This window comes from Rhodobacter lacus (assembly GCF_042683065.1).
GTDB lineage: Bacteria > Pseudomonadota > Alphaproteobacteria > Rhodobacterales > Rhodobacteraceae > Rhodobacter > Rhodobacter lacus.
In genome coordinates this window covers 313166-335172 of the sequence record NZ_JBHUIX010000003.1, presented here as the reverse complement: position 1 = coordinate 335172, position 22007 = coordinate 313166, and the positions used below count along the sequence as shown (strand labels likewise).

Sequence of the window (22007 nt, the reverse complement as noted above, 5' to 3'; positions counted from 1 at the left end):
CGCTCCTTACATCATCTCGCGAACATCGGTCAGATGCCCGGTCAGCGCCGCCGCCGCGGCCATTGCCGGGCTCACCAGATGGGTGCGGCCCTTGTAGCCCTGACGGCCCTCGAAGTTGCGGTTCGAGGTGGAGGCGCAGCGCTCGTATTCGCCGAGCTGGTCGGGGTTCATGGCGAGGCACATGGAGCACCCGGCCAGACGCCATTCAAAGCCCGCGTCGATGAAGATCTGCGCGATCCCCTCTTCCTCGGCCTGATGGCGCACAAGGCCCGAGCCCGGCACGACCATCGCGCGCATGCCGTCCTTGATCTTCTTGCCCTTCACGATTTCCGCCGCGGCGCGCAGATCTTCGATCCGCCCGTTGGTGCACGAGCCGATGAACACGGTGTCGATGGCAATATCGGTGAGCTTCTGGCCCGGCGTCAGGCCCATGTAGTCGAGCGCGCGTTTCGCGGCTTCCACCTTGCCGCCGGTGAAATCTTCCGGCGCGGGAACCACGGCCGAAATCGGCAGCACATCCTCGGGCGAGGTGCCCCAGGTGACAACCGGCTCAATGTCTTCACCGCGAATCGTCACGACCTTGTCGAACTGCGCGCCCTCGTCGGTGAAGAGGGTCTTCCACCAATTGAGCGCCGCTTCCCATTGCGCGCCTTTGGGCGCATGGGCACGGCCACGCACATAGTCAAACGTGGTTTCATCCGGTGCGATCAGGCCCGCGCGCGCGCCGCCCTCGATCGCCATGTTGCAGACCGTCATCCGGCCTTCCATGGAAAGCGCGCGGATCGCCTCGCCGCAATATTCGATCACATGGCCGGTGCCGCCCGCGGTGCCGGTGAGGCCGATCACCGCGAGGGTGATGTCTTTCGCGGTCACACCGGGCTTGAGCTTGCCGGTGATCTCCACCTTCATGTTCTTCGATTTTTTCTGGATCAGCGTCTGGGTGGCGAGCACATGCTCCACCTCCGAGGTGCCGATCCCGTGCGCGAGCGCGCCAAAGGCGCCATGCGTCGCGGTGTGGCTGTCGCCGCACACAACCGTCATCCCCGGCAGGGTCCAGCCCTGTTCGGGGCCAACGATATGCACGATGCCTTGGCGAATATCGGTCACCGGGTAGTAGTTGATGCCGAAATCCTTGGCGTTCTTGTCGAGCGCCTCGACCTGAATCCGGCTTTCCTCGTTGTCGATATGGGTCTCGCGGCCCTCGGTGGTGGGCACGTTATGGTCCGGCACGGCGATGGTCTTTTCCGGGCAGCGGACCTTGCGGCCGGTCAGGCGCAGGCCCTCGAAGGCTTGCGGCGAGGTCACCTCATGAACGAGGTGGCGGTCGATGTAGAGCAGGCAGGTGCCATCGGCGTCTTCGGAAACGACATGGGCATCCCAGATCTTGTCATAGAGGGTCTTCGGAGCGGACATGGCTCTCTCACTTGGATAGCTGTGAAGAATAGAGATCGGTCGGCGTGAGCCGGTCAGACAGGGCATCAGCGCCCTTCGCCACGATCAAAGTCGGGCGAGGACGGAGCGGCTTTCGCCGTAGAAGCGCTCACGCAGGCGAGCGCGATCATCCATGTCGAAAATGCGGATCATGGGGCGCGATATAGGGCATCGGCCCCCGTCACGCAAGGAAATGTCACCTGCGCGCCTGCCGCCATCAACCATGACCTGACCTGCGGCGCCGCGGTCTGCGTGGATCGGTTGAGATTTGACGCATCAAATGGTAATCTTTCTCCAGCCCGGCGCCGGGGTCTTTGCGGCGCGTGAGCCCTTGGAGGACAATGTCCTGTCTCAACTCTCTGTCGCGCCCCTCTCCTCGGGCGCATCGGTGGCGGTCATGAGCGCATCCGCGACGACTGCCGAAACGACGAGCGATCAGGTTCTGACGCGCGTTCTGGCTTCTCTCGACGACGACAAGGCCGAAGATATCGTCACGATCGACCTGCGCGGTCGGTCCTCGATTGCCGATCACATGGTGATCTGCTCGGGCCGCTCCTCGCGGCAGGTTGGCGCCATCGCCGAGAAACTGGTGGAACGGCTGAAGGAAGAGTTCGGCCGCAACTGCAAGATCGAGGGCAAGGATCAGGGCGACTGGGTTCTGATCGACGCCTCTGACGTGATCGTGCATGTGTTCCGCCCCGAAGTGCGCGAATTCTACCAGCTCGAGAAGATGTGGCTGCCCGCGGGCACCCGCGTCTGACCTGAGCGCATGAAGGTGACGATCTGCGCAGTGGGCAAGCTGCGCAAGGGACCGGAGCATGATCTGATCTCCGACTATCTCGACCGTTTCGGCAAGGCCGGGCGAGCCCAGGGGCTCGGCCCGGCTTTGGTCGTTGAGGTGGAAGACAAGCGCAACCTTGGCATGGAGGCAGAGGCGGCCCTCCTTGAGCGCGCCCTGCCCGCCGGTGCCGTGGTGATCACGCTCGACGAACGCGGCGATCTGGTCTCTTCGCCCGAATTTGCCGCGCGGCTTGGCGGCTGGCGCGACAGCGCGCGCGATCTGGCCTTTGTGATTGGCGGCGCCGATGGCATTGCGCCAGGCTTGCGCGCCAAGGCAGACTGGTCGCTCAGCTTCGGGCGCATGGTCTGGCCGCATATGCTGGTGCGGGTGATGCTTGCCGAACAGCTCTACCGGGCCGGGCAGATTCTCGCCGGCACGCCCTATCACCGCGCCTGAGGCGCCCTGCACCGCGGAGAAAGATCATGGCCAGACCGCTTGCCACCCTTTTCGTTGGCCTTTCGGTGATCGCCGCGCCGCTCGCCGCCCCCGCCGAGGCGGAGCGGGGCGCCGCCACGCCGCTCGCCGTGGCCTGCCGCAGCGATCAGCCCAAGCTTTCCACGCCCGAGGCGATTTGCGCGCTCTTTGTCGAACGGGTTGCCGCGCGCTACCCTGACCGTGCCGTGATCTTGCAAGAGAGCCCCGCGCCCGCGCTCACCCTCGTTTTGCTGCAAGCGAGCACGCAACAGTTCGTGGCCCGGCTTGACCCACCCGGCGGCACGGGCGAGGCGCAGGGCGCCGGGCGCTTCGATGCGCCGCTCGACGATGCCGCCCGCGCCGCGTTGATTGACCGGCTGCTCGACGCCGCACCGCCGCTCTGAGCCGCTCCCGGAGCCCTCATCCCCGGCGCATTTGAATCGAACTGCGGGCGAAAGCCACATTTTCGCCACAATCTCGAAAGGCCCTCGCCACCCTTTACCCCTAGTTTGTTCTCACTTGGGTGAGGTAAGGGGTGGGGCGCGATGGCGTCGGGGCTGATCGGCATGGGCACCCTGTTCGGGGGCGGGCTCGACCTGCCCGCCGGACAGGCGGAGATCTGGATTGGCGGCACCAGTGCTGCGCCGCAGATCACGGTGGCCAATTACAGTTTTGGCACCAGCGAGATCTTTGGGCTGACCGCCAGCGGCGCCCTTGATGAAAGCGGCACCCGGCTGCATCTGACCGAAGCCCGGCTCGCAACCACCCTCAACGGCCTCTCCGGCGCGCTCTCGGTGCCGGCCCTCGGCGACAGTTTCGCCGCTGCATCGCAGGGCGATAGCAGCGCGCGGCTCAGCTTTCTCGCGGCAAGCCCCAGTCAAACCAAGGCGGTGAGCCTTCTGGGCATGGATGCGGGCGGCAAAACGCTCCTGCTCGCCGCGCCTGCCGATGGCGCGGGGCTCACCCTTTACGGTTGGGACGCCGCCCAGAGCAAGCTTGTGCTGGTGCAGAGCCTTTCTGACAGCGCCGCGCGCTATCTTGAGAATGTGAGCGACATCGCGCTTGTGCATTCGGGCGGGGCCGCGTTTATCTTTGCGGGCTCGGCCTCCGAACATGGCGTGACCGGCTTTGCGCTTGGCGCAAACGGCACGCTCAGCGAGGGGATCAGCCTCGGCATGGAAGACTCGGTCCCGATCCAGACCGTCACCGCGCTTGCCAGCGCCAGCATCGGCAGCACCGGTTTTCTCATCATCGCCGCCGCGGGCTCCTCCAGCCTCACGGTGATGCAGATCGCAAGCGATGGCGGCGTCACCGTCACCGACCATATGATCGACGATCTGACCACCCGCTTCGAAGGGGCGCGCAAGCTCGAGGTGGTCAGCGTGGGCGATCATGTCTTCGTGCTCGCCGCAGGCAGCGACGACGGGCTGACGCTCTTGCGGCTCACCCCCGAGGGGCGGCTCGTGCTGATCGAGAGCCTCGCCGATACCGATGCGCTCGTGCTGGACGGGATCACGGCGCTCGCCGCGGCAGAGTTTGGCACCCAGATCCGCATTTTCACCACCTCGGGCAGCGAGGCCGGGCTGGGGCAGATCGGCCTCGACACCGCGACCCTCGGCGCGGTGATCTCGAAAGGGTCCGGCACGCTCACCGGCACCCCGGGCGATGATCTGCTTTCGCTCACCACAGGCGCGGGCCTGCTCTCGGGCGGGGCCGGCAATGACATTCTGAGCGACGGGCCGGGAAGCGACACGCTGCAAGGCGGGGCCGGGCGCGATATCTTTGTGCTTTGCGCAGATGGCAAGAGCGACACGATCCTTGATGTCACGCCGGGCGAGGACCGGATCGACCTTTCCGGCTGGCCGCTGTTTCACGCCGCCAGTCAGGCGGTGTTTACCGCCACCGCCACCGGCGCCACGCTCGGCTTTGGCGACGAGCTGCTGGTGCTCAAAAGCGCCTCCGGCAAACCGTTGACGCTGGACGATGTCGCGGCGCTGATCCCTTTTGTGACAAGCCATTACGAGGTGGTGGTGCAGCCGCTTCAGGTGAGTGAGCCGGAACCGGTTCCGACCCCCGCACCCGTTCCCCCTCCCGCCCCGAACCCGCAACCGGCGCCAGAGCCCCCCCCTCCTGAACCGCAGCTTCCCGCCGGGGTGCAATTGACCGGGGGCGCGGGCGCCGACAGCCTGACCGGCGGGGCGGGCGATGACCTGATCGACGGCGCGGACGGCAATGACGTGCTGACCGGCAATGGCGGCGATGACTGGCTCGTGGGGCGCGCGGGCGATGACAGCATTTTTGGCGGCGACGGCAATGATGCGATTGCGGCCGCCGAGGGCAATGATCTCGTCAACGGCGGCGCAGGCCATGACAATATCGGCGCGGGCACCGGCAATGACACGGTCTTCGGCGAGGCGGGCAACGATTCCATCGGGGGCGGCGCGGGCAAGGATTCGCTGCGCGGCGGCACCGGCGACGATGCGATCAGCGGCGGGCCTGACGATGACCTGCTCTTTGGGGATGACGGCCAGGATTCGCTCGCGGGCAGCTTCGGCAATGACAGTGTCGACGGGGGGGCGGGCAATGACGATCTGGGCGGCGGCACCGGGCGCGATACCTTGCTGGGCGGGCTCGGCGATGACCGGCTCGGCGGCGGCGAGGGCGATGACACGCTTTACGGCAACGCGGGAGACGACTTTTTGGCGGGCGGCGGGCGCGCAGATCGGCTCGCGGGCGGTGAGGGGGCGGATCTGCTCAATGGCGGCGAGGGGGACGACTGGCTCTCTGGCGGGGCGGGCGCCGATCTTTTCATCTTCAATACGCTGACGGCGGGCGAGCGTGATGTGATCGCCGATTTTGAGGACGGGGTCGATCTGATCCGGCTTGCGGGCGTCACCCCGGCGGCAAGCGGCGGGCGGTTTGGGGCGTTGACGCTCGAAACCGCCGCGGAGGGCACGCTGGTGATCTGGCACGGCCACGAGATCCTTCTTGAAGGAGTCGCGAAGGGGGATCTCTCAGCCCACGATTTCCTGTTCCTCTAATTCTCCGTGAATTGAACTTTCCCGACCTCTGTCGCTGGTTTAGGTTCACGGCCATGTTACCAAAGGAAGTGCGCCATGACCCTTTTGCAGACGCTCGACAAACCGTTGACGACGGAACCCTTGCTGCGCGCCGCCGCGCTGGCGGAAACCAGCGACGCCGCAGCCTCCCCGGTCACGACCTACACGATGAGTGTCGACGACACGATCAGTGGTGTCATCTCCTCTGCGAGCGACGACGACTGGTACAAGGTCACGCTCGAAGCCGGCGAAACCTATGTCGCAATGGTCTGGGGCACGGGCGGCTCCAACACCGGGCTGACCGACACCGTCCTGTCGGTCTACAACTCCGCCGGCACCGAGATCGCCAGCAATGACGACGCCACCGGGGACAACCGCTTTTCGCTGATCAATTTCACCGCGACCACGGGTGGCACCTATTACATCGGGGTCGGCGGCTATGGCAGCGAGACCGGCAGCTACACGATGCAGATTGCCGATGATGTCTTTTCCATCGCGCAGATCGCGAGCTACAGCGCCAATTTTGATTGGGGGATCGCCGCGCCGATCCATTTTGACGCCGAAGCCGGAGATACGATCACCGTCAACATCAGTGCGCTGACCGCCGCGGGCAAGCAACTGGCGCTTTGGGCGCTCGATGCATGGACACTCGCAACCGGGCTGCAATTCACCACCACGACAAGCGCCGCGGCCAATATCGTTTTTGACGACAACCAGTCCGGCGCCTTCTCCGGCCCCGCGGCCTATTACCCCTCGAATGGCATCATCACCCAGTCGACGGTGAACATCGGCACCGCTTGGCTGGCCAATTACGGCACCTCGATCGACAGCTATTCGTTCCAGACCTATGTGCACGAAATTGGCCATGCGCTCGGGCTCGGCCATACCGGCCCCTATGACGGATCGGCAACCTACGGCGTCAGCAATGCCTATCTGAACGACTGCACGATCTACTCGATCATGTCCTATTTCACGCTCGAGAATAACACGACCATCGCCGGAAGTGATCTTGCGGTGATCACGCCGATGATGGCGGATTATCTTTCGATCCAGAGCCTTTACGGGCCCTCCACCGCCTATACCGGCAACACCGTCTGGGGCGCCAATTCCAATGTTGGCGGCTATCTGGGCGAGATCTTCTCCTATGTCTTTGACGGCGTGACGGCAAACAACGCCGTTTATGGCGGCGATGACATCGCCTTTACCGTCTACGACAGCGCCGGCCATGACACGCTCGACTTCAGCGAGACATCGGCCGATCAGCGGCTTGATCTGACGCCCGGAAGCCTGTCCGACGTCTATGGCAACATCAACAGCATGGGCATTGCCACCACCACCATCGTCGAGGATGTGCTCTCGGGCAGTGGCGATGACCGGATCACCGGCAACAGCGCCGACAACCTGATCGACGCGGGCGCCGGCAATGACACCGTCAACGGCGGCGGGGGCACCGATACCGCCGTGATCGCCGGAACCCATACCGCCGCAACCATCACGGTGCAGTCGAACGGGCTCAAGATCGTTTCGGCCGACGGCACCGATCTCTTCACCAACGTGGAGTATTTTCAGTTTTCCGACGGCACCTACAGCTATGACGCCCTGACCGGGACCGATACCGGCGGCGGGGGCGATACCGGCAGTGGCGGCACCGGCATCGCCATTGGCGATGCCACCGCGACCGGAGACCAGAGCCTGACCGGCACCAGCGGCGATGACACGCTTCAGGGGGGCTATGGCGACGACCTGCTCAACGGCGGCGCCGGCAATGACGGGCTGCGGGGCAGCCTCGGCAATGACACGCTTTACGGCGGCGAGGGAGACGACAACCTCTCCGGCTCCGATGGCAACGACTCGCTCAGCGGCGACGGCGGCAATGACCTGATGGGCGGCGGGCTCGGCGATGACTCGATGGATGGCGGCACCGGAAACGACTTCATGGGCGGTGGCATGGGCAATGATTCCATGCTTGGCGGCAGCGGCAACGACACCGTCAACGGCGGCGCGGGCGACGATGTGCTGATTGGTGACGACGGCAATGACGTGATGGGGGCGAGCTTCGGCAACGACCTGCTCTCGGGCGGCGCAGGCAATGACGCGCTCGGCGGCGGCAGCGGGCGCGACTCGATCATGGGCGACGACGGCAATGACACGATCGGCGGCGGCGAAGGCGACGACAGTATCTTTGGCGGCGCGGGCGATGACTTCCTCGCCGGCGGCGGGCGCCATGACCTGATCGACGGCGGCACCGGTGACGATGTGATCAATGGCGGCGAAGGCAATGACACGCTCAACGGTGGCAGTGGCGCCGATGTCTTTGTGTTCAATGCGCCCAACGCGGGCGATGTCGACGTCATTCTCGACTTTGCCCATGGCGTCGATCTGATCCGCCTTGCCGGGGTCCAGAATGAACCGGGCAGCGGCCTGCAAGGCTATGTCGACGCGCTTGACCCCGAGCAGGTGACCTATGGGGGCGAGGATGCGCTGGCGCTGCATTACGGCAGCCAGTTGATCGTTCTGATCGGTGTCGACACCGTCACCAAGGACGACTTCCTGTTCGCCTGAGGTCCGCGCCTTCAGCAGGTCAGACAACCGAGGGGTGCCACCACTGGCGCCCCTTCAACTTTCGGGACATAAACCTTTTGGGTGATAGCGTTATCTTCGGGAGATATACGCCCGAATCGGCCCCATTTTCTTTACGGAACATAAACTTTATGCTTACCTGACCTCACGCTGAGCTGATTTTGCAGCTCAAAGCGGGGGGAGATTACTATGGCCATTTCTTACGAGCTGAGCGGTTTCAGCTTCTATCTTGACTCGTCGGACAACCTGACCGGTCTGAGCACAGCGACTGTCACTGTGAACGGCAGCGCAGATCTCGAGTTCACCTTTTCGCCGGAGGGGGGCGACCCGTCCTCGTTCTATGGCGAGCTCGTCAATTCGATGGGCGACATCTATGGCACGTTGCTTGACGTCGGAGGCAGCGAAAGCGCTCTGGACCTCGGCTACTGGCGCACCGAGATGTTCGCGGTGAGCTATGAAGGGCAATCCACGCAGGTCGTGGTGCTCGAAAACCAATTCAGCGATCAAGTGATCTTGCTGCCGTTGGCCGGCACGCTGCTGCCCACCGGAACGGTGCCGACCGTGGAGCTGATCTCGGCGATCATTGCCGGCGGCACCGCGACGGAAATCACCACCGGCCCGTTTGCGAGCAACCATCCGTTCTCGCTGGATGAGGTCGCCGGGGTGGCTCAAACCGAATACGATCCCTTCACCGGGACCGCAGACGCCGATCTGCTCTCGGGCGTGAACGGCAGCGAAACGCTGAGCGGCCTTGATGGCAATGACACGATCTCCGGCGGGGACGGGCATGACACGCTTCTGGGCGGCGCGGGCGACGACATCCTCGATGGCGGCCCCGGCAATGACTCGATCGTCGGCGGCGCGGGGGGCGACCTGATCCAGGGCGGCAGCGGCCTTGACGTGATCTCGGGCACCGCCGCGGAATTCGATGGGGACAGCATCACCAACTTCGACTTTGGCGATCAACTGCGGATCTCGGGCGTCAGCAGCATCGACGGGGTGCAGATTGGCGCGGGCGTGCTCGACATCGACGCCGATGGCAATGGCAGCGTTGACTACTACGGCAACTTCACCACCGTCAGCGGCACCTATGAGGTCAGCAAGGTGATGGAGGGCGATACTGTCGTCGTCACCCTCACCGGCGCGCCCACGCCCGAGATTGGCACCGCGCTTGACGGTCAGGGCGACTTCAGCGACATCGCGCCCGTGCTCTTCTCCGATCCGGCCTTCACGCCAAGCTCGATCCTCTATTCCGGTGCGATTGAAGGCATCGAGCTGCTGCCCGAAGGCTTCACGATCTATCAGATCAACGAGGATGAAACGCAGACCCCCGTGGTCAGCATCGACCGGGGCATTTTCCTCACCTCCGGCGACGGGCCGGGCACCGCAAACACGTCGAGCGGGCATTCCGTCGACCTTGGCGAGAATGGCAATTATCTGCTGACCCAAGCCGCGCATGATGCCTTTTCCGGCGCAGGCTCGACCAACGATGCCTCCTATGTCGAATTCACCTTCGACGCAGCCGATCTGGGCGATGCGCCCTCGATCTCGTTCACCCTGTTCTTCGGTTCGGAAGAATACCCCGAATATGTCAACAGCTCCTTCGTCGATATCGCGGCGATCTTCGTGAACGGCACCAACTATGCGCTGTTCAACAATGATCCGAACCAGCCGCTTGCGATCACCGGCACGAGCATCAACACCGAAGGCAACTTCTACAATAACACCTCCAACGGCTACACCACCGAATATGATGGTTTCTCGGTGCTGTTGACGGTGGTGGCGCCGATTCAGGAGGGCACCAACTCGGTGATGATCGGGATTGCCGACACTGGGGACAATATTCTCGACTCTGGTCTCTTTGTGGGCAATGTGCAGGCCTCGGACTTCGACTTCTCGGGCAGCTACATCTCCGTGGGCGGCACCGATGGCGACGATACCATCAACTCGAACGCAGCCCCGGAACTCGTCACGCTCGGCGAGGGCTCGGATACGGTCACCGGCACGCCCGACGAGCTTGATGGCGACGTGATCGACGGCTGGGGCGACGATGACGAACTCCAGTTCGAAGGCGTCGAATTTGGCGAAGATGACGTGCAAATCACCATGGGCTCGGCGATCCTCGACATCGACACCGATGGCGACGGCGTGGCGGACACCACCACCACGCTTGAGGGCAACTTCACCCAGGCGACCTTCAGCTTCGACACAGTGGATGGCAACACCATCATCACCACCGTCGGCGCGCTGCCCAACGGGGTTGAACCGGAGGGCCCGACCGCGGGGGATGACACTCTCGTCGGCACTGCGGGCGATGACTCGATCACCGGCCTTGGCGGCGATGACCTGCTGCAAGGCGGCGATGGCAACGACACGCTGGACGGCGGCGACGGCAATGACGGCCTGCAGGGCGGCGCGGGTGATGACCTGCTCATCGGCGGCGCAGGTGATGACAACCTCGCGGCATCCGAAGGCGATGACACGGTGCAAGGCGGCGGCGGCAACGACCTGATGGGCGGCGGCACCGGCGACGATTCCATGACCGGCGGGGACGGCAACGACTTCATGGGCGGCGGCATGGACAATGACTCGCTCTATGGCGATGCCGGAAACGACACCGTCAACGGGGGCGCTGGCAACGACTCCATGGATGGCGGGGACGGCACTGACATCATGGGGGCGAGCTTCGGCAACGACACCGTGATCGGCGGGGACGGCAACGACGACATCGGCGGTGGCTCCGGGCGCGACATGCTCATTGGCCAGACGGGCAACGACTCGATCGGCGGCGGCGAGGGCGATGACACGATCCTCGGCGGTGCGGGCGACGACTTCCTCGCCGGTGGCGGGCGCCACGACTCAATCAATGGCGGTCTCGGCGACGACGTGATCAACGGCGGCGCGGGCGACGACACGATGTCTGGCGGCGATGGCGCGGATGTCTTCGTGTTCAACGGCATGATCGATGGCGACGAGGATTTCATCCTCGACTTCGAAGACGGCATCGACATGTTCCGCATCTCGGGGATCGAGAACGAACCGGGCTCCGGCCTCAACGGCTATCTCGATGCGCTCAACATCACCGACACGACCGTCAACGGCGAGGCGGCCGTCTCGATGTCTTACGAGGGGCAGATGATCTATGTGATGGGCATCAGCGCCTCCGACCTGACCAAGGCCGATTTCATCTTCGCCTGATCGGGTTCAGAGCAAAACGACAAGGCGGGCCCGAGGGCCCGCCTTTTTGTTCCTTTGGTCAAGTAGGGCATTTGCGACTTGTCGACATGTCGCATCTGGCCTTTAGTGATCTGGTCACAAAGACGTGCGCCGTCACCAGCGCAAAATCTTAATGCAAGGATAACCAGATGGTTCAGAAAATCACCCTCTCGGGATTCGCCTTCACGGAATTGGACGGCAACGGGCAGAACATCACCACCCCTGTCAACACGACGCTCGAGATCATTGCGACGGATGATGTCACCTTCACGAGCAGCTACACCTATGTTGGTGAGGATGACATTCAGGGCGAGCTGAACAATAACAGCGGGACTGTCTATGATGTTCTGCTCAATGGCGTTTCGATCATCGATAACGACAATTACGACGAGGCGACGCTGTTGCGTCTCACCAGCGGCGGCGTCACTTACCAGATTATGGTGATCGGTCACGAAGATCCTGACACCAATGACTGGACCAACGAGGTCTTCTATCTGACCGAACCGATGATCGGCGGCACGACCGTGCCGACATCCTCCGCGCTTCTGAACCTTTTGAGCACCATGACGCGCTCGACGATCACCTCTGGCACCTATGCCGAGGGCGCGAGCTGGGATCCGGCCGGGGTTGCCGCGGTCACTTCGGTTGACAGCGATATTTATGATGCCACCGCGGGCAATGATTCCATCGCCGGGTATAGCTTCGACGACGTGATCAACGGCCTTGCAGGCGATGACACGATCGACGGGGGCGATGGCGACGATTCGATCGACGGCGCGGGTGGCAATGACATTCTCTATGGCTCGGACGGCAACGATACGCTGATCGGCAACAACGGCTCCGACGAGCTTTATGGCGGCGATGGCGATGACCTGCTGATGCCGGGCGCCAACTCCGGTTATGACCTCGTTGTTGCCTCCGCCGGCAACGACACGATCGACTTTGACGGCGCCAGCAGCACCGGCGACTACACGCTTGATTACAGCGCGCAGTATGACGGCACGACCGGTATCCAGCTCACGCTCAATGCCAGCGCGAGCGGCGACGGCACCAATGTCGTTTTCAAAGCCGATGGCAGCCAGGACAGCCTCGTCAACCTGATGGAGGCAACCACCAGCGAAGGGCTGACCATCGTCGGCACCTCGCAAGGCGACATCTTCAATGTCACCACCACCGCGGGCGAATGGGCCGGCCTCATCGGCGGCGGCGGTGGCGATTACTACGGGCTCAACATCGGGGCCGACAGCAAGGTGCGGGTCAACTTTGCCAGCACCGCGACCGAAGGCGTGGTCGCCAATATCGCCGATGGCTATATCGAGAATGACGGCACCGGCGGCAGCGCCGATATCAACTTCAGCGGCGCAGGCACGCTCGAGATCCGCACCGGCAATTATGCCGACAGCCTCGTGGGCTCGGATGGCGACGAAAGCTTCATCGTTCAGGGCGGCAACGACACTGTTGACGGCGGCGACGGCTTCGACCTCATCCGTTATGACCGCGACGGTTACACCTCGGTTTCGGTCAACCTCGCCGCGGGCACCGCGACCACGGTCTTCAACGGCACCAGCTATACCGACAGCCTGACCAGCATCGAAGCCGTGCGGGGCTCTACCGGCGCTGACGTGATCTCCGGCAGCAACGCGCACGAGCGGCTCGACGGCCGGGAGGGCAACGACACGCTCACCGGCGGCGCGGGCAATGACACGATCATCGGCGGCGACGGCACCGATACGGCGGTGCTGAACGTGGCTTCAAGCGCGATCACCGTCAGCGTCAGCGGCGGGGTTGTGACCATCACCGGCGAAGGCACCGACACCTTCACCGGGATCGAATACTTCCAGTTTTCCGATGGCACGCTCACCGCAACGCAGGTGGCGGCGCTCGCCGAGAATACCGGCGGCGCTGAAACCGGCGAAGTGGTGATCGGCACGGGCGGCGATGACACGATCACCGGCGGCACCGGCGACGACACGATTTCGGGCGGCGCGGGGGATGATTCACTTCTGGGCGGCGACGGCGACGACGTGATCTCCTCCTCCGATGGCGACGACAGCGCCGATGGTCAGACCGGCAACGATTCGATTGGCGGCGGCACCGGCGATGACACGCTGATCGGCGGCGAAGGCAACGACACCATCGGCGGCGGTCAGGACGATGATTCGATCTCCGGCGCGGGCGGCAATGACGCGATCTCGGGCGGCCAGGGCAATGACTGGATCGACGGCGGCGACGGCAACGATTCGATTGGCGGCGGCTTCGGCAATGACACGATCTTCGGCTCTGCCGGCGATGACAGCCTCGGTGGCGGCACCGGGCGCGACGTGATCGACGGCGGCGAAGGCGCAGATGCGATCGGCGGCGGCGAAGGCGATGACACGATCACCGGCGGCGACGGCGATGACTTCCTCGCGGGCGGTGGCCGCGACGACGTGATCGACGGGGCCGACGGCGATGATGTGATCAACGGCGGCTCGGGCGATGACACGATGACCGGCGGCGATGGCGCAGATGTGTTCGTGTTCAACGGCATGATCGACGGCGACACGGATGTGATCACCGATTTCGAGGATGGCGTGGACATGATCCGCATCTCCGGCATCGAAAACGAACCGGGCTCGGGCCTTAACGGCTATGTCGCGGCGCTCAACATCACCGACACCACGATCGACGGCGAAGCGGGCGTGTCGATGGCCTATGAAGGCCAGACAATCTACCTTCTCGGCATCAGCGCAGAGGATCTCACCAAGGCCGATTTCCTGTTCGGCTGATGCGGCAAGAGACCCCATCGGGCGGGCCTTCGGGCCCGCCCTTTTCGATCCGGGTTTGGCGCCTAAGTCTTTTTGGGCTGGCAATTCCGGGCGCCTTGATTAGAACAGTCGTGACTCTGGATCTGGGGGGATCGCATTGAGCCGATTGATTGTTTCCGTCTGCCTCTTGGCGACGATATTTGCCGAGGCATCCTGCACCGCTCCCCGGGGCGCGGCTCTTTCGCGCGAGATCGTGAAAGAGGAAACCGCCGAGGATCAGAATTTTGCGGTGATGCGCGTCGGGCGTGACAACATCGCCCAGATCCGCAGCTACCCGAAAGTCGGAACCCAGCAACTGCGCAACTGGCCGGGCCCGCATCGTGGCGCCGATACCGGCGTGATCGCGACCGGTGACACGGTTGATCTGATGATCTGGGACAGCCAGGCAAACTCGCTGCTGACCCAGACCTCCAACCACAACTCCAACATGGGCGGGCTCGTCGTCACCGAAACCGGTGAGATCTTTGTGCCTTATGTCGGCAATGTTTTCGTGCGCGGGCTCACCCCCACCCAGGCACGCACCAACATCCAGAAGGCGCTGGAACCGATCTCCCCCACCGCGCAACTCCAGCTCAATGTCAAACAGGGTCGGCTCAATACCGTCGACGTGGTCTCCGGCGTTACGCGTCCGGGCAGCTTTCCGCTGCAGGATCGCAACACATCCGTGCTCAGCATGATTGCGCAGGCGGGCGGCATTCCGGCGAGCCTGCGCAACCCGGATGTGCGCCTGATCCGGGGCAGCACCACCTATCAGATCCCGGCGCATGACCTGCTCTCCGACGCGTCGAAAAACATCCCCGTGCGCGGCAATGACAAGATCATCGTGCTGCCCGATGAGCGCTATTTCACCGCCATCGGGGCCACGGGGAACCAGGAGATCGTCTATTTTTCAAAAGACCATCTCACCGCAATCGAGGCTCTGGCGGAAATCGGTGGCCTGGCGCCCACCCGCGCCGACCCGAAAGGGCTGATCGTGCTGCGCGAATACCCGGCCGAGGCGGTGAAACCCGAGGGGCCGGAGCGCTCGCAGATGGTGTTTGCCTTTGACATGACCTCGGCGGACGGGCTCTTTGCCGCGCGCAAGTTCGAGGTTTATCCCGGCGATACCGTGGTGGCGACCGAAGCCTCGCTGACGGTCACGCGCAATATCCTGTCGACGGTTGGCACGCTGCTTGGCGTTGTGCGCACGACATCGTCGATCAGCGACTGAGGGGAAAGCGGTCCGGGTTGAGCCCGGACCGCAAAATATCAACGCTGCGGCGCGCCCGGGGGGTAGCCCAGCATCTCGAAATCGACGCGGTAATAGTCTTCGAGCGTTGCCAGCGTCTGCTCGGAGATGAAATTCTCGGGCCCAAAGTTCAGGGCAGAGACCTCACGCGCGGGCAGATGGCCCAGATATCCCTCGTGGCGCTCTGCGGCGAGGCGGGTGCGGTTGAGCTGCCGCGGCCGGTAGATCAGCCCCACCTCGGCACAAAACGCGCCCAGCTCGGCATCCAGTGCCTCGGCATGGATGATGCGGTCATAGCGAAAGCCGCGCTTTTGCAAGATCGCGGGCACCTGCGTTTCCCAGTGACCATTGATCGGGATCTCGGGCTTTTGCTCCAGATCGGCGCGCATTTGCACCACTGTGGCAAGAAACTGCTCGTAGCTGATGATGTTTTCGGTGCAGCCGGTGGCGCCGACCATCTGGCAAAACCGATCATGCAGGTCCTGCGCAAAGGGTTCGAGATCGTCGCGCGTGAGCAAGCGGCGGTCACGGTAAACGAGGAACTTGTTGAAATAGGCGCTGATCGACCGGCTCACCGGATGGCGCGCCACGATCACCGAACGGTAGCCCCGGGTCTCGATTGCGGTGAGGCACGCCTTGTAGGACATGCTCGCGAGATGGAAGTGGCTCTTTGACTCTGGCCGCTCGGGCATATTGTCGGCAAGCATGTTGAACAGCGTGGTGCAGGCCGCCTTCTGCGACCAGAAGAATACTGTTTCGTGCGTGTCGTCGATATAACCGCGCCAGCCCATGACATCCTCCTCTTTTTGTCCGGCTAGCAAAGCTCTCCGGTTCGGACAATCTGCACAGATCAGAAATTGACGATGTCGCGGTGATATCGGCGCAGCAGCAACAATCCGAGCGCAAAGCAGATGCCGGAAACGCTGAAGACATAAAGCGGAGAAATGAAGGCGCCGTCATAGGTGGCGTAAAACCCTTTGCGCGCCTCTCCGATGATATGCACGAGCGGGTTCCACCACAAATAGCCGCGGTAGGGGTTGGGAATGCTCTCATAGAGAAAGAAGATACAGGAGATGATGAACAGCGGCCGGTTCAGCACCGCCCAGATCCGCTCCCAAAGCGGATAGGTGGCCAGCAGGTAACAGTTCAGCGTGCCAACCCCGAGGCCCAGCGCGAATGCCATGGCGAAGGAGAGGATGATCGCCGGCAGATCGAGGATCGTGTGCACGTCAAACAGGATGATGATCAGCGAGAAGATGCAAACCGCGACCATGATCTGCGTGAGCACATTGACAAAAAACCGGGCGGCAATCGCGTCGATGAAGGTCACGCCGGGGTAGAACAGCAGCGATTTGGAAAACCGCACCGCCATCGCGCTCTTTTGCCCGATATCCATATAGGCCAGGAAGGGCAGCATCCCCGAGGCATAAAACAGCGGGAAGTTGGTGCCGAGCGGGGGCGACCGGAACGCGAAGGAAAAGATGAACGTCAGCAGCATGATCCCTGCGACCGGCTCCAGCACCGCCCAGAGATAGCCAAGCATCGAACGCCCGTAGGTGCTGCTCATCTCCCGCAGCATCAGCGCGGCGATGGTGCGGGCCGTGGCATGGCGGCGGGCGCGCTGAGCACGCGGCGCGGGCCGGGGAGCGGAAGGAAGAGCCGATTGAGTCATGGTGAAATTTGACGTAACACAGTTGCGCAGGTCTGCAAATCAGCAGAGTGAGACGCTGACCCCAGAGACGAGAACAGGCTCCACGTGAACAAACCGGCTAACGCACCCGCAGCGAAGCTCACCGGGCTGGCGCTCAAGGCACGACACAAGATCAAGTTTGCGGTGCGCCCTCCGGCCAGTGTTGCGCGTCTCAAGCGCCGCCACATACTGCTTGCGGGCTCGTTCCTGCTCATCGTGGTTTTGCCGGTGCTTGTCTCGGCCTTCTATCTTTTCGCGATCGCCAATGATCAATTTGCGAGCCGCGTCGGCTTTTCGGTCCGGCGTGAGGAGGGCAGTTCTGCGGTAGAGCTTCTGGGCGGGATCACGCAGCTCTCGGGCGATACCTCCTCGGACACCGATATTCTCTACGAATACATCCAGAGCGAAGAGATGGTGCGGGCCGTCAACCGGCGCGTCGATCTGATGAAGGTCTTCGCCAATCCGGGGGACCCGATGTTCTCGATTGGCTCGGATGGCCGGATCGAGAAGATGCTCGCGTTCTGGAACCGCATGGTCGATGTGTTCTATGACAGCTCCACCGGCCTGATCGAGATCCGCGTTCTGGCGTTTCGCCCCGAAGATGCGCAGGCGATCACCACCGCGATTTCCGACGAAAGCAGCGACGTGATCAACCGCCTCTCGGCGACCGCGCGCGAGGATGCAACACGTTACGCGCGCGAAGAGCTCGACCTGGCGATTGGCCGCCTCAAGGATGCGCGCTCGGCGCTGACACGGTTCCGCGCCCGCAGCCAGATCGTTGATCCGCAAGCCGCGGTGCAGGGGCGAATGGGGATCCTGAACAACCTTCAGGAACAACTCGCCAAGACGATGATCGAGCTCGACATGATGGCGAAGGACGACCCGCGCCGCGCCGAGCTGCAGCAGCGCCTCGATGTCATCCGCGGACGCATCGCCGATGAACGCAGCGAATTTGGCCGCGCGGAATCTGCCCGGCCCGACGATCTTGCCACGCTGATCAACGAATATGAATCGCTTGCCATCGATCAGAGCTTTGCCGAAAAAACCTATCTGAGTGCGCTGGCGGCCTATGACGGGGCCGTGGCGGAAGCACAGCGCAAGTCACGCTATCTGGCGACCCACATTCCGCCCACTCTGGCCGAAACCGCCGAATTTCCGCGCCGCTGGATGATTTTGGGAATACTGACGGGGCTCTTGATCGTGACGTGGTCGATCTTGGCGATGATCTATTATTCGTTGCGCGACCGGCGCTGAGCCGCTGAACCCGGGTGGGGCGATGATCGAACTGCGCAATCTCTGCAAGACCTATGTTACCAATGGCCGCCGCAAGGTCGTTGCCAACCGGATCAACGCCGTCTTCCCGCCGCGCAGGGCGGTGGCCGTGCTGGGCAGGAACGGTGCGGGCAAATCTTCGCTCCTGCGGATGATTTCGGGCGCGATGGACCCCGATTCCGGTCAGGTGATCCGGCATGGCACGGTTTCCTGGCCGGTCGGCTTTTCGGGCAGTTTTCACAGCGATCTGACGGGGTTGCAGAATGTGCGCTTCATCGCGCGCGTCTATGGCGTGGATACTGACGAGCTTGCGGATTTTGTGGCTGATTTCGCAGAGCTTGGCGATCACTTCAACCTGCCGGTGCGCAGCTATTCCTCGGGGATGAAATCCCGCCTCGCCTTTGGCGTGTCGATGGGAATTCACTTTGATACCTATCTTGTCGACGAGGTCACTGCGGTGGGCGACGCCTCGTTCAAGAACAAATCCGAGTCGCTCTTCAACCAGCGCCTGAGCGAGAGCGCGGCGGTGATGGTGACGCATACGATGGGCCAGGTGCGGCGGCTGTGCCACCACGCGGGCGTGCTCGAAAACGGCAACTTCTATTTTTATGAGGATGTCGAAGAGGCGATTGCCCACCACCAGCGGCTGATGGGCAGCGACGACAAGGGCGACGAATAACCGCCGCCCTGCGCCATCAGCCCTTGCGCCGGTTGTCGAACCCGAACTCGCTCAGCAGAAGCTCGTTTTGCGGCGCGAATTCCGCTTCGGCAAAGGCGATACGCTCGGCGGTTTTGCCGACATCGGGCGCGTTGGTCTGCCGGTAGGCCTCGCGCAACATCTCGCGGATATCCTCATCCGGGATCGCGCGGTCGCGCATTGCCGCGGCGATACGGTCGCAATCTTCCATCCGCAAAGACGGATTGGTGAGCGTGGGATGCACATCCCAACTTGCCACCGCCTCCGGCCCGATCAGCCGTTCGATCACCGACCGGATCTCGCGATGGCCCGCCAGAATGATCGGGTTCTCATCAAACCTCACATTCCAGTTCCGGGCATAGACCGCGGGTTTCATCGAATTGGCCCGCCGCATCGTGAAATCGCGGAAATTCATGCCACCATAGGGCTCGCGCTTGGTCAGATAGCTCTCGAAATGCTGCTTCATGAACTGGGAATAATCGCCGAACATGAACTCGCTGAAGGGGCGCAGGAACATGATGACCTGCACCGAAATCTTTTCGGCACGCGTGATCGCGTGGAGCGCATCGCCCTTCTTCGCCATCGAAAACAGGTCTTCATGGCTCAGCACCACGGTGTCGATGCCCGGGGCAAACCAGCGCACGACAGTTGCCAGATCAACCTCCGCCAGCGCGCCGGCATTGCCCGGATGAGTGCCCTCCACCTCAGGGTAGCACACGCCCGCCGCCGCAAGGCTCTCGGTGTTGTGCTTCATCACTTGTTGCAAATAGGTCGAGCCACATTTCGGCGAACCGACATGAAGCAAAATCCGTCTGGTCATCGTCTTATCCAATGTGTCTGGGCAGGTCGGTCGCAACACGCTCTGCCAGCAGGTCGAGCATTTCGGAGGGCGGCAGGCCGAGGGCGCGCAGGTCGATCCGACGGTCCTCATCCGTCACCGGACCCATCGCCCAGGCGCGCCGCAGCGCCTCCGTCAATGCCGCGGCATCCGGTGTGGCCGAAACAATGGCCGGGCTCAGCCGTGACAAATCCTTCGGGCCAAAACTGTTGGTGACCACCCGCACACCCGAGGCGGCCATCTCGATCGGCGGATGGCTCGGGTGGGGCGAATACATCAGCGACAGCCCAAGATCCAAACCGCGCAGGAAGCCCGGATATTCTTCCCACGGCAGCTTGCCGCGGCTGTGCAATGTCAGCCCGTTCGGCAAGCTCACCGGCGCGTGGCGCAGGCCCACCGAAATGAGTTCGAGATCCGCCGGGCCAAGCCCTTCGGCCGCGATGAAGCGGGCCAGCACCTCGATCGCCATCGCATACATGTTGCGCGGCACTTCGGGGCGGCCATAAAGCGCGAGCCGCCGCGGCCCTTGGCGCGTCGGGCGCGCGGGGGTGCTGTAACGCGAAATGTCGATCGCCGGATGAAAGCACAGCGGCGCGCCATCGCCGATGGCGTAGCCCTTCTCCTGCATGAAATCGCGCAGCAGAACGGTGTTGAAAATCGGCTCGAAGGGCAGCGCATAGCTTGCCACCGCATCGGCATATTCCGGGCCCCAGGCGTAGAAGTTGGGCTCGTAATCCTGAATCAGGTAGCGGAAGCGGTGCTGCGTATAACCATGCGCCGCGATCAGTTCCTGCGCGACATGGGCGGTCCACCATGCCGTTGCGAGGAAGATATCGTCACGATGCGCGGGCAGCGTGTCATTGCGCACGCCGCAATGACAGGCGATCCGCTCGGCCACATCAAGCGGCGCGCTGGCCGAGAGCCTGCGCAGCACAAAGGCGCGCGACGCGGCGGGCGAAGACATCGGCAGATCGGTGGCGATAAAGGCAACGCGGTAGCCGCGCTCGGCCAGCCCCACGCCAATGTCGATTGCGGTGAGCACGCCCGCAAAAATTTCGGTCGGGTTCAGCGTTGGCACCAGCACGGTAAAGCTTGGCGCGCTGGCGCTGAATTCGGGCACCCAGTGGGGCCGTTTGCGCAGGTCGATCTCGGTTTCAAATTTTACCGCACGGTTCGCGGCCTGGCGCTCCAGCGCGGGATGGCGCGGCGCCACCCCGGGCGAGAGCGAATAGAGCCGCTCGTCGAAATCTTCGAGCGCATCGGCCATGCCCGGCCCAAGCGCCTTGCGCAGCGCCCAGACAAGCCGCCCGGTATGGACAAGGCCAAAGCCGCTGGCGATACGCGCAAGGCCGTAGTGCTTGCGCGCCGCAAGCCGCGCTGCATCGGCAAGGAAGGTCGCGCCGCCGCGCCGTCGGGCGAGATAGGGGCGCAGCGGTTTCAAATGCGCCTCGCCGTGGCTCAGCCCGCCCGCGGCAGAAACCTCGGCAAGCCGCCCCTCGACGCTTTGCGCCAGATAGCGCGCGAGCGCATAGCTTGCCGCCTCGCGCCGCAGCCACATGGCATTGAGCCCGCGCAGCCGCCGCATCAGGCTCGGCCGCGCCGCATCCGACCGGTCCACCGCCCCAATCGCATTGGCGCCGTGCTGGCGGTAATCGACAAGCGCCTCGGGCACAAGCGTGACCCCGCCCAGCGCTGCCGCAACCAACCCGAGCCAGAGATCGTGGTAGAAATGCACCCCGCTTTGTTGCGGGAAGGGCAGCGCAATCTCTACCACGCGGCGGCGCATCAACACGGTCATGCCGGTGATGTTGTTGCGGTAAAGCAGCCCGCGCAGGCCGGGCGCGCGGACGCGGTGCTCGAAATCGAACATCGAGGCCGCGATCTCTGCCCCGGTTTCATCGACCAGCCGCGCATCGGAATGGACAAGATCCGCC

Annotated in this window: 15 protein-coding genes; 10 read left to right on the top strand and 5 right to left on the bottom strand. The window is 63.3% G+C overall.

What is annotated here, in order from left to right; genetic code table 11:
- Positions 1–6 precede the first annotated feature (6 nt).
- Positions 7–1413 (bottom strand): 3-isopropylmalate dehydratase large subunit, encoded by a 1407-nt coding sequence (leuC, locus tag ACFSM0_RS03240; RefSeq protein WP_377387053.1) that lies wholly within the window; start codon positions 1411–1413, stop codon positions 7–9.
- A gap of 415 nt (positions 1414–1828) precedes the next feature.
- On the opposite strand from leuC, the gene rsfS reads away from it, so the two are divergent.
- The 8 genes from rsfS to ACFSM0_RS03200 all read left to right on the top strand — a co-directional run bounded on the left by rsfS (position 1829) and on the right by ACFSM0_RS03200 (position 15558).
- Positions 1829–2191: a ribosome silencing factor gene (rsfS, locus tag ACFSM0_RS03235; RefSeq protein ID WP_377387050.1), complete on the top strand. Its 363-nt coding sequence runs from the start codon at positions 1829–1831 to the stop codon at positions 2189–2191.
- A gap of 9 nt (positions 2192–2200) precedes the next feature.
- A complete protein-coding gene (gene rlmH / locus ACFSM0_RS03230; RefSeq protein WP_377387047.1) occupies positions 2201–2668 on the top strand; it encodes a 23S rRNA (pseudouridine(1915)-N(3))-methyltransferase RlmH in 468 nt (155 codons plus the stop codon).
- Positions 2669–2694: 26 nt separating this feature from the next.
- A complete protein-coding gene (locus ACFSM0_RS03225) occupies positions 2695–3090 on the top strand; it encodes a hypothetical protein (RefSeq protein WP_377387044.1) in 396 nt (131 codons plus the stop codon).
- A 141-nt stretch (positions 3091–3231) separates the two neighbouring features.
- Positions 3232–5727: a calcium-binding protein gene (locus ACFSM0_RS03220; protein ID WP_377387041.1), complete on the top strand. Its 2496-nt coding sequence runs from the start codon at positions 3232–3234 to the stop codon at positions 5725–5727.
- A gap of 75 nt (positions 5728–5802) precedes the next feature.
- On the top strand, positions 5803–8307 hold the full coding sequence (locus ACFSM0_RS03215) for a M10 family metallopeptidase C-terminal domain-containing protein (protein WP_377387038.1): 2505 nt from the start codon (positions 5803–5805) through the stop codon (positions 8305–8307).
- Between the two features lie 207 nt (positions 8308–8514).
- Positions 8515–11523, top strand: coding sequence for a choice-of-anchor L domain-containing protein (locus ACFSM0_RS03210; RefSeq protein WP_377387035.1), 3009 nt, complete (start codon positions 8515–8517; stop codon positions 11521–11523).
- A gap of 167 nt (positions 11524–11690) precedes the next feature.
- A complete protein-coding gene (locus ACFSM0_RS03205; protein WP_377387032.1) occupies positions 11691–14309 on the top strand; it encodes a calcium-binding protein in 2619 nt (872 codons plus the stop codon).
- Positions 14310–14541: 232 nt separating this feature from the next.
- On the top strand, positions 14542–15558 hold the full coding sequence (locus tag ACFSM0_RS03200; protein WP_377387029.1) for a polysaccharide biosynthesis/export family protein: 1017 nt from the start codon (positions 14542–14544) through the stop codon (positions 15556–15558).
- A 38-nt stretch (positions 15559–15596) separates the two neighbouring features.
- On the opposite strand, the gene ACFSM0_RS03195 is transcribed toward ACFSM0_RS03200, so the two are convergent.
- Together ACFSM0_RS03195 and ACFSM0_RS03190 are read right to left on the bottom strand one after the other, a co-directional pair.
- A complete protein-coding gene (locus ACFSM0_RS03195) occupies positions 15597–16367 on the bottom strand; it encodes a sulfotransferase family 2 domain-containing protein (protein WP_377387026.1) in 771 nt (256 codons plus the stop codon).
- Positions 16368–16426: 59 nt separating this feature from the next.
- On the bottom strand, positions 16427–17155 hold the full coding sequence (locus ACFSM0_RS03190; RefSeq protein ID WP_377387181.1) for an ABC transporter permease: 729 nt from the start codon (positions 17153–17155) through the stop codon (positions 16427–16429).
- 177 nt (positions 17156–17332) lie between these two features.
- On the opposite strand from ACFSM0_RS03190, the gene ACFSM0_RS03185 reads away from it, so the two are divergent.
- Both ACFSM0_RS03185 and ACFSM0_RS03180 read left to right on the top strand, forming a co-directional pair.
- Complete coding sequence (locus ACFSM0_RS03185; protein ID WP_377387023.1) at positions 17333–18520, top strand: KpsE/RkpR family capsule polysaccharide export protein; 1188 nt, start codon at positions 17333–17335, stop codon at positions 18518–18520.
- Between the two features lie 22 nt (positions 18521–18542).
- Entirely contained in the window at positions 18543–19217 is a 675-nt protein-coding gene (locus tag ACFSM0_RS03180; RefSeq protein WP_377387020.1) for an ABC transporter ATP-binding protein, read from the top strand.
- 16 nt (positions 19218–19233) lie between these two features.
- Here ACFSM0_RS03180 and ACFSM0_RS03175 read toward each other — a convergent pair whose 3' ends face one another.
- Both ACFSM0_RS03175 and ACFSM0_RS03170 read right to left on the bottom strand, forming a co-directional pair.
- A complete protein-coding gene (locus tag ACFSM0_RS03175) occupies positions 19234–20055 on the bottom strand; it encodes a hypothetical protein (protein ID WP_377387017.1) in 822 nt (273 codons plus the stop codon).
- A 4-nt stretch (positions 20056–20059) separates the two neighbouring features.
- The coding region (locus tag ACFSM0_RS03170; RefSeq protein WP_377387014.1) for a rhamnosyltransferase WsaF family glycosyltransferase at positions 20060–22007 on the bottom strand (1948 nt) is incomplete at its 5' end.